Origin of the sequence: Sediminibacterium sp. (assembly GCF_051861365.1) — a bacterium.
Lineage (GTDB): Bacteria > Bacteroidota > Bacteroidia > Chitinophagales > Chitinophagaceae > Sediminibacterium.
Genome location: NZ_JBHYCW010000013.1, coordinates 76646 through 92782, shown reverse-complemented (window position 1 = coordinate 92782; position 16137 = coordinate 76646). Strand labels below are relative to the sequence as shown.

General features: G+C 39.4%; 16 protein-coding genes. 12 read left to right on the top strand and 4 right to left on the bottom strand.

All coding sequences use genetic code 11. The features are described from left to right. The first annotated feature begins 410 nt into the window (after positions 1–410). The 4 genes from ACTIEV_RS08055 (at position 411) to ACTIEV_RS08040 (ending at position 3560) form a co-directional block, all read left to right on the top strand. Positions 411–632 carry a helix-turn-helix domain-containing protein gene (locus ACTIEV_RS08055; protein WP_439516331.1) on the top strand — a complete coding sequence of 74 codons (222 nt, stop codon included), beginning with the start codon at positions 411–413 and terminating at the stop codon, positions 630–632. A 63-nt stretch (positions 633–695) separates the two neighbouring features. Continuing rightward, positions 696–1031 carry a gamma-glutamylcyclotransferase family protein gene (locus ACTIEV_RS08050; RefSeq protein WP_439516330.1) on the top strand — a complete coding sequence of 112 codons (336 nt, stop codon included), beginning with the start codon at positions 696–698 and terminating at the stop codon, positions 1029–1031. Between the two features lie 87 nt (positions 1032–1118). Continuing rightward, the gene (locus ACTIEV_RS08045; RefSeq protein WP_439516329.1) at positions 1119–2861 is read left to right on the top strand and encodes a GMC oxidoreductase; all 1743 of its coding nucleotides are present in this window, start codon (positions 1119–1121) and stop codon (positions 2859–2861) included. A gap of 45 nt (positions 2862–2906) precedes the next feature. After that, entirely contained in the window at positions 2907–3560 is a 654-nt protein-coding gene (locus ACTIEV_RS08040; protein WP_439516328.1) for a gluconate 2-dehydrogenase subunit 3 family protein, read from the top strand. Between the two features lie 67 nt (positions 3561–3627). Here the strand turns inward: ACTIEV_RS08040 and metG are convergent, their stop codons facing one another. Continuing rightward, positions 3628–5751, bottom strand: a complete 2124-nt coding sequence (metG, locus tag ACTIEV_RS08035) for a methionine--tRNA ligase (protein WP_439516327.1) — start codon at positions 5749–5751, stop codon at positions 3628–3630. A 153-nt stretch (positions 5752–5904) separates the two neighbouring features. Here metG and ACTIEV_RS08030 point away from each other — a divergent pair, with 153 nt between their 5' ends. From ACTIEV_RS08030 to ACTIEV_RS08020, 3 genes are read left to right on the top strand one after another with little or no spacing between them, the layout of a single operon-like run. Further along, positions 5905–6783, top strand: coding sequence for an SPFH domain-containing protein (locus ACTIEV_RS08030; protein ID WP_439516326.1), 879 nt, complete (start codon positions 5905–5907; stop codon positions 6781–6783). A gap of 26 nt (positions 6784–6809) precedes the next feature. Then, on the top strand, positions 6810–6995 hold the full coding sequence (locus ACTIEV_RS08025) for a ribbon-helix-helix domain-containing protein (protein ID WP_178887811.1): 186 nt from the start codon (positions 6810–6812) through the stop codon (positions 6993–6995). Between the two features lie 19 nt (positions 6996–7014). Further along, positions 7015–7926, top strand: coding sequence for a S66 peptidase family protein (locus tag ACTIEV_RS08020; RefSeq protein ID WP_439516325.1), 912 nt, complete (start codon positions 7015–7017; stop codon positions 7924–7926). 105 nt (positions 7927–8031) lie between these two features. Here ACTIEV_RS08020 and ACTIEV_RS08015 read toward each other — a convergent pair whose 3' ends face one another. Further along, a complete protein-coding gene (locus ACTIEV_RS08015; RefSeq protein WP_439516324.1) occupies positions 8032–8838 on the bottom strand; it encodes an alpha/beta hydrolase in 807 nt (268 codons plus the stop codon). A 150-nt stretch (positions 8839–8988) separates the two neighbouring features. Between ACTIEV_RS08015 and ACTIEV_RS08010 the strand changes: the two genes are divergently transcribed. Beyond that, a complete protein-coding gene (locus ACTIEV_RS08010; RefSeq protein WP_322195118.1) occupies positions 8989–9777 on the top strand; it encodes an alpha/beta hydrolase in 789 nt (262 codons plus the stop codon). A gap of 44 nt (positions 9778–9821) precedes the next feature. Here the strand turns inward: ACTIEV_RS08010 and ACTIEV_RS08005 are convergent, their stop codons facing one another. Then, entirely contained in the window at positions 9822–10121 is a 300-nt protein-coding gene (locus ACTIEV_RS08005; RefSeq protein WP_322195116.1) for a rhodanese-like domain-containing protein, read from the bottom strand. Then, entirely contained in the window at positions 10118–12106 is a 1989-nt protein-coding gene (locus ACTIEV_RS08000; RefSeq protein WP_322195114.1) for a KUP/HAK/KT family potassium transporter, read from the bottom strand. The genes ACTIEV_RS08005 and ACTIEV_RS08000 overlap by 4 nt, the downstream gene beginning before the upstream one ends. A gap of 234 nt (positions 12107–12340) precedes the next feature. Here ACTIEV_RS08000 and ACTIEV_RS07995 point away from each other — a divergent pair, with 234 nt between their 5' ends. The 4 genes from ACTIEV_RS07995 (at position 12341) to ACTIEV_RS07980 (ending at position 16136) form a co-directional block, all read left to right on the top strand. Next, positions 12341–13867 carry a hypothetical protein gene (locus ACTIEV_RS07995; RefSeq protein ID WP_322195112.1) on the top strand — a complete coding sequence of 509 codons (1527 nt, stop codon included), beginning with the start codon at positions 12341–12343 and terminating at the stop codon, positions 13865–13867. 17 nt (positions 13868–13884) lie between these two features. After that, a complete protein-coding gene (locus ACTIEV_RS07990; RefSeq protein ID WP_439516323.1) occupies positions 13885–14874 on the top strand; it encodes a hypothetical protein in 990 nt (329 codons plus the stop codon). A gap of 108 nt (positions 14875–14982) precedes the next feature. Continuing rightward, complete coding sequence (purQ, locus tag ACTIEV_RS07985; RefSeq protein ID WP_439516322.1) at positions 14983–15642, top strand: phosphoribosylformylglycinamidine synthase subunit PurQ; 660 nt, start codon at positions 14983–14985, stop codon at positions 15640–15642. 41 nt (positions 15643–15683) lie between these two features. Further along, on the top strand, positions 15684–16136 hold the full coding sequence (locus tag ACTIEV_RS07980; protein WP_250687466.1) for a protein-disulfide reductase DsbD domain-containing protein: 453 nt from the start codon (positions 15684–15686) through the stop codon (positions 16134–16136). The last annotated feature ends 1 nt before the right edge of the window (position 16137 follow it).

Here is a 16137-nt window from a genome sequence, read left to right as displayed (position 1 = left end):
TATTTTCCTTGTCCCATGGTCGTAACTCAGGATGACGGGTGTATATACCAGTGCGTGGAGGGAGAAAAAGCTATGGCGCAAAGCGTCCATAGCTTTTTCTCCCTCCACGCACTTTTTGTCCCGTCTACCCGTCATCCTGAGGAGCAGTAATAACTACAGGTTATTGCATGCGACGAAGGATCTATCATTTACACAATTATTTACATTATACTTCACCGCAGATTATAACATCGCCTTGTGCGAAGTACTTCGCTATAATTTTGTCACCGTATATATTGAGTATATTAAAATTCTAAAATCAACAATATGGTCAAAAGATTATCCAAAACCTACACCCTTTCCGAAATGAAAGATACTTATATCGGAAAAAGAGGTACTAAGGCAAGGAGCAGTATGAATATGAACTCAGCATGGAACTGGTAAGTCGAATGATCAAAAAAGTTCGACAGGATCGCAATCTTACACAAGAACAATTGGGTAAATTGGTAGGTGTTCATAAAGCACAAATATCAAAGTTGGAAAGCAGTGCAAACAGTGCAACCTTAGATACCATTATAAAAGTGTTTAAAGCTTTACAAGCAAAAATTCAATTCACTGTTACGATTGATCAAAAAATGCTTGGGTTGAACTAACACTATTTCCCTTCATACAAATACCCCTTCCAACCTATCTTTACTATCACCAAACAATTTCAAATGCCGCACTGGTTATTTTCTTACGGAACCCTTCAAAAACCGAAAGTTCAGTTGGAGTCTTTTGGTAGATTATTGGAAGGTCATCCGGATGAGTTGGTGGGTTATACACTTGGAAAGTTGGAGATTACCAATGAGGCTGTATTGTCTACCAGTGAACAGTTGTTTCATCCTATTGCCATTCCGGCCAATCAGGATCAGTCTATTCAGGGAATGGTATTTGAAGTTACCGAGGCAGAACTGCAAAGCGCTGATCAATACGAAGTGGAAGATTATCAGCGCGTCTCCGTCATTTTAAGATCCGGCAAAAAAGCCTGGGCTTATGTTCAACGTTTGTAATCATTCAAATCATCTTTTCTTTATCTTGAGACGGATTCGATTCTTATTATTTTCATCCGCCTAAGGCGGACAAATTTTCAAATTTCCATGGGAGATCTTCAAATCAAAAAACAACCCAAGAAATACGATGCTGTGATCGTAGGTTCTGGTGCGGGTGGTGGTATGGCTGCTTATGTATTGGCCAATGCCGGATTAAAAGTTTGTTTGTTAGAAGCAGGTGCAGATTATGATCCTGCCAAACACTCTTCTCAGTTGAAAAACCCATGGGAGTCGCCACGTAGAGGTGCCAGTACCAAGTTTCGTCCATTTGGCGATTTTGATGGTTGCTTCTGGGGTTGGGAAATTGATGGAGAGCCTTATACCATGGCAGAAGGGAGTGATAAATGGGATTGGTGGCGTGCCCGTATGATCGGTGGACGTACCAATCACTGGGGAAGAATTTCATTGCGTTTCGGTCCGAAAGATTTTAAACGCAGAAGTATTGATGGGTTGGGAGATGACTGGCCGATCAGTTATGACGATGTAAAACCTTATTACGATAAGATCGATAAATTATTGGGTGTATTTGGTTCATTGGAAGGATTAGAGAATGATCCGGATGGAATTTTTCTTCCGCCACCCAAACCACGTTTACATGAGTTGATGATCAAGAAAGCGGCAACAGGTGTGGGTGTTCCGGTAATTCCTTCCCGGTTATCAATTCTTACCAAACAAATCAATAAAGAAAGAGGAGAGTGCTTTTACTGTGCGCAATGCGGTAGAAGTTGTAAAGCTGCTGCAGATTTCTCATCATCTTCTGCATTGGTGCAACCTGCGGTAAGAACAGGGAATGTAGATGTCATTACTCAGGCAATGGCGCGTGAAGTGATTACCAATAACGAAGGTATTGCTACCGGTATCTCTTATGTCGATAAAACAGACATGATGGAATACCAAGTGAGCGGTCGTGTGGTGATTCTTGCAGCGAGTGCTTGTGAAACAGCACGTCTCTTACTCAATTCTAAATCTACCAGACATCCCAATGGATTAGCTAACAGTAGTAATGTGGTAGGTAAATACCTGCACGATTCTACCGGTGCTGCATTGGGTGGTGTATTGCCCGAACTCTTTGGTCGCAAGCGATATAATGAAGATGGTGTTGGTGGTATGCATGTGTATACGCCATGGTGGCTGGATAATAAAAAATTAGATTTTCCTCGTGGTTATCACATTGAATATTGGGGTGGTATGAGTCAGCCTGCTTATGGATTTGGCTTTGGTATGCAGGGCATGAATGGTAAGTATGCCGTGAATGGGGTTAAAAAAGATGCAGGTGGTTATGGTGCTTCATTAAAAGAAGATGTACGTTTTTTCTATGGGGCAGGTGTGGGTATGGCAGGCAGAGGAGAAGCAGTTCCAAGAATTGATAACTATTGTGAGATCGATCCAAAAGTCGTAGATAAATACGGTATCCCAGTTTTGCGTTTCCATACTACGCATTCAGATTATGAGATTAAGCAGGCGAAACACATGAAGGAGACTTTCAAAGAGATCATGCATGAAATGGGGGCCATCATTACCTGGGGTGGCGATGATGATGCTACTAATAATTATGGTCTTGCCAATCCGGGCAACATCATTCATGAAGCAGGTACCGTACGTATGGGTAACGATAAAAGAACTTCTGCATTGAATAAATGGAGTCAGGCACATGATTGTAAAACCTTGTTCTGTGTAGACGGAAGTCAGTTTACCTCGCAGGCGGATAAAAATATCACCTGGACGATCCTTGCTTTATCTATGCGTGCATCGGAATACATCATTGATGAAATGAAAAAACAAAATCTGTAAATCCACTCGTCTCGTTTCAAACAAGATGGGATAAAACATACTCATATGGACAGAAGAAAATCCATTAAAGCGCTTGTAGTAGGAACAGTTGCCACCGGTGTACTGGTAGATGCCTGTAAGCCTACTGATAAAAAGGAAAATGCAACTGCATCGGCTGGTCTGGATGACAGAATGGACGAAGAAAAAAAGTATCTCGCCAAGCTGGAAAAGGAAGAGAAATTCTTTACCGAACATGAAATGGCGACCATTACTATTTTAGTTGACATCATTGTGCCCAAAGACGATGTGAGCGGTAGTGCGACCGATGCAAAAGTTCCTGATTTTTTGGAATTCATTGTAAAAGATATGCCCTCTCATCAAACACCTATGCGTGGTGGGTTACGCTGGTTGGATATCCAATCATTCAAACAGTTTGAAAAGTCTTTTGTAGACTGTAGTGCTGCACAAAGAATACAATTGGTAGATCAGATCGCTTATCCGGAAAAGGCAAAACCTGAAATGGCACAAGGCGTATCTTTCTTTAACCTGATGCGTGATTTAACCTTGACCGGTTTTTATACTTCTGAGATCGGCGTAAAAGATCTGGATTATCGTGGTAATGTTCCGAATAAATGGAATGGAGTACCGGATGATGTATTGAAACAATATAAGTTGGCATACTCTGAAAGAGAATTGAAAGAATGTGCGAGTTATAGCTAAAAAATAAACGCTGTGTGATAGTTAAAATCACACAGCGTTTTTCTTATAAAATAGGTGGATACAAGTCTTAACTTACACCACTACCCGGATTGATATTTTCTTCCGGATTAATGAAATGCAGTTTTCCATTCGCATCTTCTGCCATCAGAATCATTCCATTGCTTTCAATACCTCTCATTTTGCGTGGTGCTAAATTCACTACTACAGTTACTTGCTTTCCAACAATATCTTCCGGTTTGAAATGCATGGCAATACCTGATACAATTGTTCTTGTTTCAAAACCAAGGTCTACCTGTAGTTTCAATAGTTTATCAGCTTTCTCCACTTTCTCTGCAGCAACAATCGTCCCTACTTTCAAATCAATCTTAGAAAAATCATCAAACACAATCTCTGGCTTCACCGTAATCTCTTTTGCTTCTGTCGTTTCACTTTTCACTTCTCCCTTTTCACCTTCTTTTTTCACACTCGCGGCATTTAATTTCTCTATCTGTTCCATAATTTCACTGTCTTCAATTTTTCTAAATAATAGTTCAGGTGCTCTGAGGCTATAACCAACACTCAGCAATTTCATAGTGCCTGCATTTTCCCAATCCAGCATTTTTTCAACCACTTTCATCATATGACACATTTTCTTTGCAGTAAATGGAAGGAATGGCTGGATGAGAATGGCCAGATTCGCTGTAAGCTGTAAACAAATATGTAGGCAGTTATCAATACTTTTTTGTGCATTCGGATTCTCTGTCAATGATTTGGCTACGATCCATGGTTCTTTTTTCTGCATGTATTGATTACCGGTACGTGCCAGATTGATAACTTCAAATAAAGCTTCACGGAAACGATATTCTTCTAGTAATGCGGTTACTTTATTTGCACAGTTCTTGATCTCGGTAATGGTCTGTTGGTCTAACTCATCTGCAATATCCTGATGAAACGCAGGCACTTTTCCATTACAGAGTTTATGCATCAATACAAAAGTGCGGTTCACGAAATTGCCGAAGATGCTTACCAGTTCACTATTATTGGCATCCTGGAAACCTTTCCACATGAATTCGCTGTCTTTTGTCTCGGGTGCGATCTGAGTAAGATAATAACGGAGTACATCCGCCATTTGGCTACCACCATTTTCTTTATTTATAAAGTCATTGATGTAATCCTGCATGTCGAGTTTCCAGTTTCTACTGGTACTCATTTTATCTCCTTCCAGATTCATGAACTCATTGGATGGAACATTATCCGGTAAAATATTACCATGTAGTTTCAGCATTACAGGGAAAATGATACAATGGAATACGATATTATCCTTGCCAATAAAATGAACCAGTTTGGTGTCTTTATCTTCCCAATAAGGTTTCCAGTCTTTTCCGGTATTGATCGCCCATTGTTTGGTAGCACTGATATATCCGATCGGTGCATCAAACCATACATACAATACTTTCCCCTCAGCATCTGCAGCCGGCACTTTTACGCCCCAATCCAGATCACGTGTTACAGCACGAGGCTGTAATCCACCATCGATCCAGCTTTTGCATTGTCCGAGTACATTGGAACGCCAGTCATTGGCATGTTCTTCCAATATCCACTTTCTTAAAAAATCTTCATGACGATTCAGCGGTAGATACCAATGCTTAGTAGTTTTTTTTACCGGTGCTTTTCCACTGAGTGTGCTCACAGGATTGATCAATTCATCGGGACTCAAACTTTTGCCACAACGTTCACATTGGTCGCCATAAGCACTATCGAAACTACAATTCGGGCAAGTTCCTTTGATGTATCGGTCTGCTAAAAAGCTGTTGGCTTCTTCATCAAAATATTGCTCTGATTCTTTGATCTCCAGATCACCGTTGTTATTCAGTGTGGTGAAGAATTCCTGTGCTGTCTCATGATGTAAAGGATCACTGGTACGATGGTATACATCAAAAGCAATACCCAAGTCTTTGAAATTCTGCTCCATCAAAGGGTGGTACTTATCAATAATGGCTCTTGCAGTTGTTCCTTCCTTGGTGGCTTGAATAGGGATGGCCGTTCCATGTTCATCACTTCCACATACAAATACGACGTCTCTTTTTTGTGCTTTTAGATAACGCACATAGATATCCGCAGGTAAATAAGCACCTGCTAAGTGTCCAATATGTTTTTGCCCATTCGCATAGGGAAGGGCTGCTGTGATCAGGTATCTTTTCGGTTGATTCATGCTCATATCTTCTATAACCGGTCTAAATAGGCAATCCGGGCTGCAAAAATACAGAATGACTGTTAAAGCCCCAGTACCGGATTTTTAGGCGAATATTTGGTGATTTCAGAAAAAGATATATTTTTGATATCATTTTAATATCAAATTGAAAATATGGAAAGAATATACAAAGGAGTTCCCGGATTTACCGCCCTTGTTGTATCAATTGTTTTATTTGTAGCTGGATTGTATATACTGATCAAACATGTGGCAAACGATAATTCCCCGGACGGAAGTTTAATTGTGGCAATGATTATCTGTTTTCTGGCTGCTGCCTTTATTCTTAAAGGACTGGTCATTGTTCAGCCTAATTATGGTATTACACTTACTTTCTTTGGTAAGTATGTTGGTACCTTAAAAGAAAATGGGCTTTCATTTGTAAATCCGCTTTTTGTAAAAATGAAAGTATCGTTGCGGTCAAAAAGTCTGGAGAGTGCAAAACTGAAAGTAAACGACAAAATGGGTAACCCGATAGAGATAGCTGCTGTTATTTTATGGCAGGTGCAAGATACCTATAAAGCAGTTTTTGAAGTGGTGAATTTTAATGAGTATATGACCAATCAGAGCGAAGCGGCCATTCGTCATTTAGCATCTAGTTACCCATATGATAGTATTGAGGATGAGTTTGCCAATATTACTTTAAGGGACGGTGGAGAAAAAGTGTTTGAATTATTGGAAGCAGAACTCAACGAGCGATTGGACAAAGCAGGTATTGTTATTACAGAAGCAAGGATTAGTCACTTGGCCTATGCACCTGAAATAGCTGGCGCCATGTTGCAAAGACAACAGGCCACTGCCATTGTAGCTGCCAGAAGTAAAATCGTAGAAGGAGCTGTAGGAATGGTGGAAATGGCTTTGGATATGCTTTCTGAAAAAGAAATTGTTCAGTTGGATGATGAAAAGAAAGCAGCCATGGTAAGCAACTTGATGGTGGTGTTGTGTGGTGATAAAGCGGCTTCGCCAGTATTAAATACAGGTAGTTTATATCACTAGTATCTTTACAGATCAATTCGGTAGTTGTGAGTAAAAAATCATTTGTATTAAGATTAGATGAACAGGCATATGCTGCATTGGAAAGATGGGCGGCTGATGAGTTTCGTAGTGTGAATGGACAAATTGAAATGCTGATTGATAAGGCGCTGAAAGATGCAGGAAGAAAGAAAGAACCCATAGCATTAAGTAATAAGCAAAAACCAAAAAAATAACAGCAAGTTTAATAAACCCATGACCAAAGTGCCACCCAATCTCAGTAAAGGCGATACTATTGCAATTGTTTGTCCTTCGGGTTATATGCCTGCTGAAAAAGCAGCAACCTGTATCAAGGTATTAAAGGAATGGGGTTATAAAGTGCGGGTAGGCAAAACATTGGGCAACCAATTCCACTATTTTTCCGGTACTGATGACGAAAGGAGAAACGATTTACAATTAATGCTTGATGATCCCACAGTCAAAGCGATTTTATGTGGCAGAGGTGGTTATGGGATGAGCCGGATCATTGATCAACTGGATTTTAAAGCTTTCAAAAAAAATCCCAAATGGATCATCGGTTATAGTGATATCACTTTGCTGCAGGCTCATTTGTATTCACAACTGAAAACAGCTTCTTTGCATTCGCCCATGGCAGCTGCTTTCAATGATGGAGAGTTTGCGAATGAATACATTCAATCATTAAGGAAAATACTGAAAGGGGGTTCTTATAAGTATCGTACTGCTGCACATCCATTCAATCAATTGGGTAATGCGTCAGGTGAATTGGTAGGTGGTAATCTTTCTTTATTGGCGCATATGACAGGAAGCCGCTCTGCTTTTGATTTTAAAAAGAAAATATTGTTTATAGAAGATATTGGTGAATACATCTACAATGTTGATCGCATGATGATACAGCTGGAAAGAAATGGGGTCTTCAATAACTTATCTGGATTGATCATTGGCGGATTTACAGATATGAAAGACACAGTGATCCCGTTCGGCACCACCATTGCAGAAGTGATTCATGAACGCGTCAAAAAATACCCATACCCCATCTGCTTCGATTTCCCCGTTAGCCATACCCGAGAAAATTACCCGTTGAAAGTTGGGGTGATGCATGAGTTGAAAGTGGGGAAGGGGGGGGCGGTGTTGGCTGATAGCTTATAGGTCATGGCTTATAGTCGTTGATTTAATTTATAACTAAGAAAGAAGTGTAGGATTTGCTTCTTACTGTTTGCTATCTCCCATGAACTATAAGCCATAACTCATATGCTATCTGCTGCGCAGCAAACTATCCATCTTACTCTTCATCTCAATAAACGTATTCAGATCTCTGTGAGAGCCGTTTTCGATGGTGATGAATTCATCGCCGGGTTTGAGGACTGATTTGAGTTTTGCGGCATTACGGTAGGGAATGACACCATCTTCTGTTCCATGGAAAATGGTAACGGGTGCTGTTACTTTTTTCATGAATTCATTGGAAGGGAACTGGTATTTTAAAATCGATTGTAATGGATACATCCATAAATACATACCGATCAATGAACGCATGCTGTTATAGGGTGTTTCCAGTATCAATCTTTTACAATCTCTTACAGAAGCCAATTGGGTGGCGGCACCAGTACCCATAGATTTCCCATAAATAATGATCTGATCAGGTTGATAGAACTGTCGGGCACGCTTGTATACTTGTAAAGCCTGATCATAAATGGCTTGCTCGGTAAGATCTCCGGTTGATTTTCCGAAACCCGGATAGTCGGGCATCCATACGGCATAACCATGTGAAGTGAACTTTTCTACAAAACGTCGATACCTTCTGATATTGCCACGGTTGCCATGGAAATAGAGTACCACTCCTTTTCGTAAACTATCGGGAACAGTAAAATGCACCATATGTGTTTCACTATTCTTATCTACCGGTATCCAAACGTCTTCATACGGTTGTTCGAATTGATACACACTATCTCTCGCCACCACCACTGGTTGGAACAATATTTTCTTTTGAAAAGAATAAAAAGCAATCCCGATTAGGGCATACACGATGAGGACGATCTTAAGCCAACGAGGGATTTTTTTCATCTTTGATTTTTTGTCCGAAGGACTCCCTTCGGAGATCTTTGATTTCTTGATTTAAAGCAAGAGAACCATTATTCAAAGATCAAGAAATCAAAGATCAAAAAATCACAGATCAAATCCTTCTTTTTTCGGAACTTACAGCAAAACAATGTTTTGGGTCAACTGCTGTTATATATTGCATTGGCTGTTGTACTACTTTCTGTACTTACGTATTTGGTACAAGAGCGACTGATATTCAAGCCCGAGAAATTGAAACATGATTTCAGGTTTGAATACGATATTCCTTTTGAGGAATTGTTTTTTGATCCGGCACCCGGCGTTCGTATCAATGGGTTACATTTCTACAGACCTGAGCCCAAGGGATTGATTCTTTATCTACATGGGAATACACGCAGTATCAAAGGCTGGGCTAAATATGCCAAAGATTTTTACCGATATGATTATGATGTGGTACTGGTAGACTATCGTGGCTTTGGGAAGAGCACTGGTAAGCGTACTGAAAAAGATATGTTGAGTGATATGCAGTTTGTTTATGAAAAACTGGCTGAAAAGTATCAACAACATCATATCCTGGTGTATGGAAGAAGTATGGGGAGCGGCTTTGCAGCGAAGATCGCATCAGATAATACACCTCGTTATCTGATATTGGATGCACCTTATTACAGTTTCAAAAAAGTGGCAGAGCGATTTATGCCGATACTTCCTATTAAGTATGTACTTCGGTTTCATTTGCGAACTGATAAATGGATACAAAAAGTGAATTGCCATACGTATATCATACACGGTACCAAAGACTGGTTAATACCTATTGATCATAGCGAGAAACTGCAACGGTTTAATCCGCATAAAATTACCCTCATCAGAATTGAAGGTGGTGGGCATAATAACCTGCCTTCATTTTATGAGTATCATAATTTTATTCGAGATATTTTGAAGTATTAGGTTGGGTAAGTCAAAAGTGTCCATAGGACTCCTTTGGAGAAAAGTCAAAAGTCAAAAACTTTTTTCCAGGCGTCTATACCGCCTTTTAGATTTATTAGATTAGTAAGTCCTGTTTTTTCTTCGAGTCTTTGGATGGCGATTTGGCTTCGGATTCCTTTTTTACAGTAAACGATTACAGGTTGGTCTGAAGGTATTTCGTTGATATGGAGCAACAAATCTCCAAGGGGTATCAAAGTACCGCCAATATTGAATTCCTGATGTTCAATTTGTTCTCTTACATCGAGAAGGAACACATGACCATCATCTATTTTTTGTTTGAGTTCTTGGGGTGTGATATGGTTCATTCAAAATCGCTTCCTTCATAATATACACGCTTCAGATTCAACTTAGAAACCGGCGCAACGATCAGCGGGAATTTTTCGATGGTAACATTACTGGGGTCAAGTCCAAAACCACGTTCTTCACCCAAACTGATCTCTTTCAGCCAGAAATACAATTTCATGACGATACGCTCAAAGAACGGTAGTTCATTGTCCTGACTCAAATATTTTTCCAATACGATGAATTGAAAATCACCTACCACATTATTTTTTTCCAAACTTTCATATCGGCTGGTGATATTCACTTCTTTATTATTCACCAGTTCTTCCACTACTTTTCTGAACATGAGATTAATGCGCTGCTCCATTCTGAATCCTAGTCGGAATTCAACACGAATGATATCATTAGGGATGATATGCTCTACAGAATATTCACAGGTATATGGATCGTCTAATACATCCACATGTACAAACCAATAGATATCTGCACGTTTTGGTTTTTTATTCAGGATAGAATACATGATTTTATGTTCAATCTCTTTCGGATTATTAGCACTGGTCATGTATACCAAGTGGGTAGCGTATTTAGGGATGGTTTTATCATTACTTAGTTCCTGGATCATGGGTATGTAATGTTCCATACGTACAAATTCTACGTACCTATTTTTAATCTTTCTGCTTCTGAACCATATATACATTACAGCAAACAATGCACCGCCTACGATTAAGGTCACATAACCCCCATGCATGAATTTCTCCAAATTCGCTACCAAGAAAGATAATTCAATGGCGAGATAAACAATCAAATAGAGATAGATCCATACAGGTAGTACTCTTCTACTCACAAGGAAGTTGGCAAAAAGGATCGATGTACTGATCATACACATCGTAATCGCCAAACCATAGGCAGCACCCATGTTGGCAGATTTCTGGAAGTATAAAACGATGGCTACGCAACCTACGTACAAAAGAAGACTGATGCCAGGAATATACAATTGACCTTTTTCTTCAGTTGGATAATGGATCTTCATCTTTGGCCACAAATTCAAACGCATAGCTTCACTGATCAATGTAAAAGAACCTGATATCAAAGCCTGGCTCGCAATAATAGCGGCAGTTGTTGCAATGATGATACCGGCTAGTTTGAACCATTGTGGCATAATGCCAATAAACGGATTGAAACCGCCTGCGATCAAATTTTCAGGGATAGGACCACCTTCATAATTGGCCAGTAGCCATGCTCCTTGTCCGAGATAGTTCAATATCAGACAGCATTTAACAAACATCCAGGAAATACGAATATTCCCTTTTCCACAATGTCCTAAATCACTGTACAAGGCTTCGGCACCTGTTGTACAAAGGAATACTGCACCTAAGAGCCAAAATCCTTTCGGATACATGGTCAATAATTCAAAAGCATAATATGGATTGAATGCCTTAAAAATAGCGATATCGTCCAGTAAATGAATCGCACCCAAAATAGCCAGCATGCCAAACCAAACCAACATAATGGGCCCAAACATTTTACCAATAGATGCGGTACCAAACTGTTGCATGAAGAAAATCAAACTGATGATGGCGATAACAATACCAACAATCGTACTGGTTTGAATATGACTTAGGGATGGTAGTTGTCGTAAACCCTCAATCGCAGATGTAATCGAGATGGGAGGAGTGATGATCCCGTCTGCTAATAATGCTGCGCCACCGATCATGGCAGGCACTACCAGCCATTTTTTTCTTCTTCGTACCAATGCATACAAACTAAAAATACCACCTTCCCCTTTGTTATCCGCCTTGAGGGTCAGGATCACGTATTTGATCGTGGTCTGTAGGGTAAGTGTCCAAATCACACAGGATAATGACCCTAAGATCAATGCTTCACTAATGACTTTTCCATGAATGATTTCATTCAGTACATACAGAGGGGAAGTACCGATGTCGCCGTAGATGATACCCAGTGCAATGATGAGTCCTGCAGAGGTAACCTTGTTTAAATTCTTACTCACTCCAAGTAGAGTCCGGCATTTGTGCCTGAATCTTTAACAAATGTATAGGAAATTTCAAGTAACGATAAAGAGTATTCTTTAGAAGAAATTAAGATTTATTTCACCCTCCATTAGGCAACTATTGAACCAGTTGGCCGTTTCATGTAAAAAAGGATACATTGAATAGATTCAGATGATACTTGCCATGTATTAGCCATATATCTTACATTTGAAATACTTAAAACGGGTTCGGAAATGAAAAAATTTCTCTTCTTCCTGATATGTCTTCTTTTTCTGACAGGCACTTCTCTTGTTGCTCAACAAATTGCCTACTCTGAGCCTGACAGGGAAGATGCCCGTGTCATGAATTTTGAGGTATTGGGTAAAGTAGAGGGAAATATTTTAGTGTATAAGAGTTATCGGGATGTGGGCTTTATGTGTGTCTTTGATAATGGTATGAAAATGATCGAAAAGAATAAACTCGATTTTCTCCCGGATCGTACCATCAGTGCCGATTTCCAGATTTATCCCGGTTTTGCTTATATGTTTTATCAGTTCCAGCGCAAGAATGTATTTTATTGTATGGCAGTGAAATTCGACTCGAAAGGGAAACGAATAGGTGACCCGATTCAGGTGGATACAACGAATAACATGGCCTATGCAAGTAATAGGAATGTATATACCATACTATTCAGCGAAGACAAGCAAAAGATCATGGTCTTCAAAATCAGTAGTAGGAATGATAAAATGCATGTGCTGACAACATCATTGTTTGATAAAGATCTGAATCTACTCAAGAAAAGCAAGGTAGGGGTAGAAATGCCGCAACGAAATGATTTTTTATCAGAGTTTATTGTAGACAATGATGGTGATATGGCTTGTATTCGCGCTTCTGGTACTTCTCAGAACGACAATATCAATAAAGTTACTTTGGTAACCAAAAAAGCCAATGCTGATTTTGTGCAGTTTGCTGATTTATCGATCAAAGGATTTTATCTCGATGATATCCGTATCAAAGCAGATAACTTGAACAGACATTATATTGTTACCTCCTATTATAGTAAGCAACGAAGGGGAAATATTGATGGTTTGTATTATTATTTATGGGATAAGGATGCGCAAAAAGAAATGCTTAATACTGCTACTGCATTTTCTGATGAGTTTAGAACAGATGTACGTAATGACGGCAATACCAAAACAGCATTTAATGACTTCTTCTTAAATAATATCATTCTTCGCAAAGATGGAGGTTTTATTGTGATTTCAGAATCAGCTTATAGTAGTACGCGCGGTAATACATTAAGCCGCTGGGATTATTTATATGGATCTCCATATTGGTCGCAGCTCGATTATTATAGTTGGAATAGCCCACTCGGTTTTTATCCATGGTGGCGCATCAATACATTCAATAATAATAATATGACACGGTATTATGCAGATAATGTAACCGTCATATCTTTTGACAAAACCGGTAAAATGGAATGGAGTAATGTGATCCGCAAATCTCAATATGATGATAATACCGATAATTTTATAGGATTCGGTATGCTCAATACGGGTGACCGTCTACACTTCCTTTTCAATGTGCAGGAGAAAAGAGATAATATACTGTCTGATCAAAGTATTGCACCCAATGGACAAATCAATCGTAACCCAACTTTCAAAAATCTGGATAGAGGTTATAACTTTATGCCCAGACATGCAAAGCAAGTAGGGGCCAGACAACTCATCATTCCTTGTCAGTATAGAGGCTATACCTGTTTTGCGAAAATTGATTATTAACCCTTTGATTTCTACTTGTGGTCGGATTATTCAGAGATAAGTCATTCATTAATATCTTCCTATTAATTGTATTAAGCGTCAGCATCCATTTTCATTTTTTGATCGAATCTCCGGTCATTGATACCAATAGTGGAACGAACGACGGACTCATCTCCCTCATATTAGATCATTATATTGCTTCATTACCTGCTGTGATCAGATTGCTGTTGTATCATGGGTTGGTATTGGTACAGGCTATTCGATTGAATCTGGCTTTGAATGAACTCAGGATGTACCAATCTTCCAATTACCTCCCTGCGATGACCTATGTATTATTAACTGCTGTCATTCCGCAATGGTGTGCCATTTCACCTGCACTGGTATCTAACTCTTTGGTGATCTGGATTTTCATTAAACTCAGTCGACTTTACAATCATTCCAATCCCAAAACATTGCTATTTAATACCGGGATGATTGCCGGACTTGCCGTATTGTGTTATCACCCCATGGCCATATTGGTAGGAGTAGTCTTGTTTGCGCTTGCTGTTGTAAGACCATTTAGATTGGCAGAATGGCTTATTTTATTGATGGGGATATCACTGCCTTATTATTTCGTTCTATCAGCACTTTTTCTCACTGATCGATTGTCGGAGTTTCAGTCGATGGTTCCTGATTTTTATCTGGGTATTCCCCAAGGGGCATCCGGAGCTGTTTTTCTAAGAGGAGTGATCGGTTTGGGGGTATTATTGCTCTGTGGTCTCTTCTTTTGGCAGGTAAGTATCAACCGCATGGTCATTCAAATCAGGAAAAATTGGGGCGTCATGATGGTCATGCTGCTGACTTTACTGCCTGTACCATTCATTTTTGAATTGGGTGGATTAGAATCCGGTATATTATGCCTTATCCCCATCAGTGCTTTTGTAGCCAATGCCTTTTCCAATCCAAGAAATCTCAGTTTCCCCAATCTTTTGTTCATTGCGACTGTCATTATCATTGGGCTCAATAATTGGTATCTGTTGAAAAATTAGGGGTGTATTAACTTGTGTGAACGTACCTTTGGGGCGAAATTTAGAGGAGCCTTGGTTTAAGGTCTTTTTACTTTGAACTTAGGTGCCGTCATCCATAAATCAACTTTCATGAAATTTGGTGTTGTCGTTTTCCCGGGATCAAATTGTGACAGGGATATGCAGGATTCATTACAGCATGACCTAGGTAAAGAAGTAGTGATGCTTTGGCATAAAGACAAAGACCTAAGTATGTTTTCTACTGATGATTGTATCATTCTTCCGGGAGGATTTTCTTATGGCGACTATCTACGTTGTGGTGCTATTGCTCGTTTTAGTCCCATGATGCAAAGCGTGATTGATTTTGCAAACCGTGGTGGAAAAGTATTAGGGGTGTGTAATGGATTTCAAATTCTTTGTGAGAGTGGATTATTACCGGGTGTATTACTTCAAAATGCCAATCAACAATTCATCTGTAAGAACGTATACATTAAAAACGGTAATGGAGAAGCATTAAAAATTCCCATTGCACATGGTGAAGGAAGATTTTTTGCAGATGATGCTACGCTGGATCAACTGGAGGCTAATAACCAAGTAATTTTCCGTTACTGTGATGAGAACGGGAATATAGATGCCGCACACAATCCAAATGGTGCGGTAAGGAATATTGCGGGCATTAAAAATGTAGGAAATAATGTATTTGGAATGATGCCACATCCTGAAAGGGCTACTTCAACTGCATTGAATAATCTGGATGGCAAAAAAGTATTTGAACTGTTAGGATTGAATTAACAGTAAGGTTTTTCATTTATAAACGTCTTTATCACAACCATATGAAAAAACTATTTTACACACTGATATTAACAATGATTGCAGGGGTAGTCACTGCTCAGATCAAAGATCCTGTTAGCTGGACTTTCGAAGCCAAGAAAAAATCAGCAGACACTTATGACGTGGTATTGACCGCTACCATTCAAGGTAAATGGCATATTTACTCTCAGAAAACCGGTAAGGGTGGTCCTATTCCTACTAAAATGACGGTGAAACCCAATCCATTGATCTCATTGGTAGGTACAGCTAAAGAAATCGGGAAAGTAGAAAAGATTTATGATGAAATTTTTCAGACAGATGTGCTCTACTTATCCAATAAAGCGCAATATGTGCAAACTGTAAAATTAAAAGGAAAGGTAAAAACCAATGTCACCGGAACCATCGAATACATGGTTTGTGATGATGCCCAATGTTTACCTCCTACCAAAAAATCTTTTGATATTAAGCTACAATAAG

Coding starts and splice junctions, on each gene's coding strand:
- ACTIEV_RS08050 (WP_439516330.1), top strand. CDS start 696: ATGCCGCACTGGTTATTTTCTTACGGAACCCTTCAAAAACCGAAAGTT.
- ACTIEV_RS08005 (WP_322195116.1), bottom strand. CDS start 10,121: ATGAACCATATCACACCCCAAGAACTCAAACAAAAAATAGATGATGGT.
- ACTIEV_RS07980 (WP_250687466.1), top strand. CDS start 15,684: ATGAAAAAACTATTTTACACACTGATATTAACAATGATTGCAGGGGTA.
- ACTIEV_RS08045 (WP_439516329.1), top strand. CDS start 1,119: ATGGGAGATCTTCAAATCAAAAAACAACCCAAGAAATACGATGCTGTG.
- ACTIEV_RS08040 (WP_439516328.1), top strand. CDS start 2,907: ATGGACAGAAGAAAATCCATTAAAGCGCTTGTAGTAGGAACAGTTGCC.
- ACTIEV_RS08030 (WP_439516326.1), top strand. CDS start 5,905: ATGGAAAGAATATACAAAGGAGTTCCCGGATTTACCGCCCTTGTTGTA.
- ACTIEV_RS08055 (WP_439516331.1), top strand. CDS start 411: ATGGAACTGGTAAGTCGAATGATCAAAAAAGTTCGACAGGATCGCAAT.
- ACTIEV_RS08015 (WP_439516324.1), bottom strand. CDS start 8,838: ATGAAAAAAATCCCTCGTTGGCTTAAGATCGTCCTCATCGTGTATGCC.
- metG (WP_439516327.1), bottom strand. CDS start 5,751: ATGAATCAACCGAAAAGATACCTGATCACAGCAGCCCTTCCCTATGCG.
- purQ (WP_439516322.1), top strand. CDS start 14,983: ATGAAATTTGGTGTTGTCGTTTTCCCGGGATCAAATTGTGACAGGGAT.
- ACTIEV_RS08020 (WP_439516325.1), top strand. CDS start 7,015: ATGACCAAAGTGCCACCCAATCTCAGTAAAGGCGATACTATTGCAATT.
- ACTIEV_RS07995 (WP_322195112.1), top strand. CDS start 12,341: ATGAAAAAATTTCTCTTCTTCCTGATATGTCTTCTTTTTCTGACAGGC.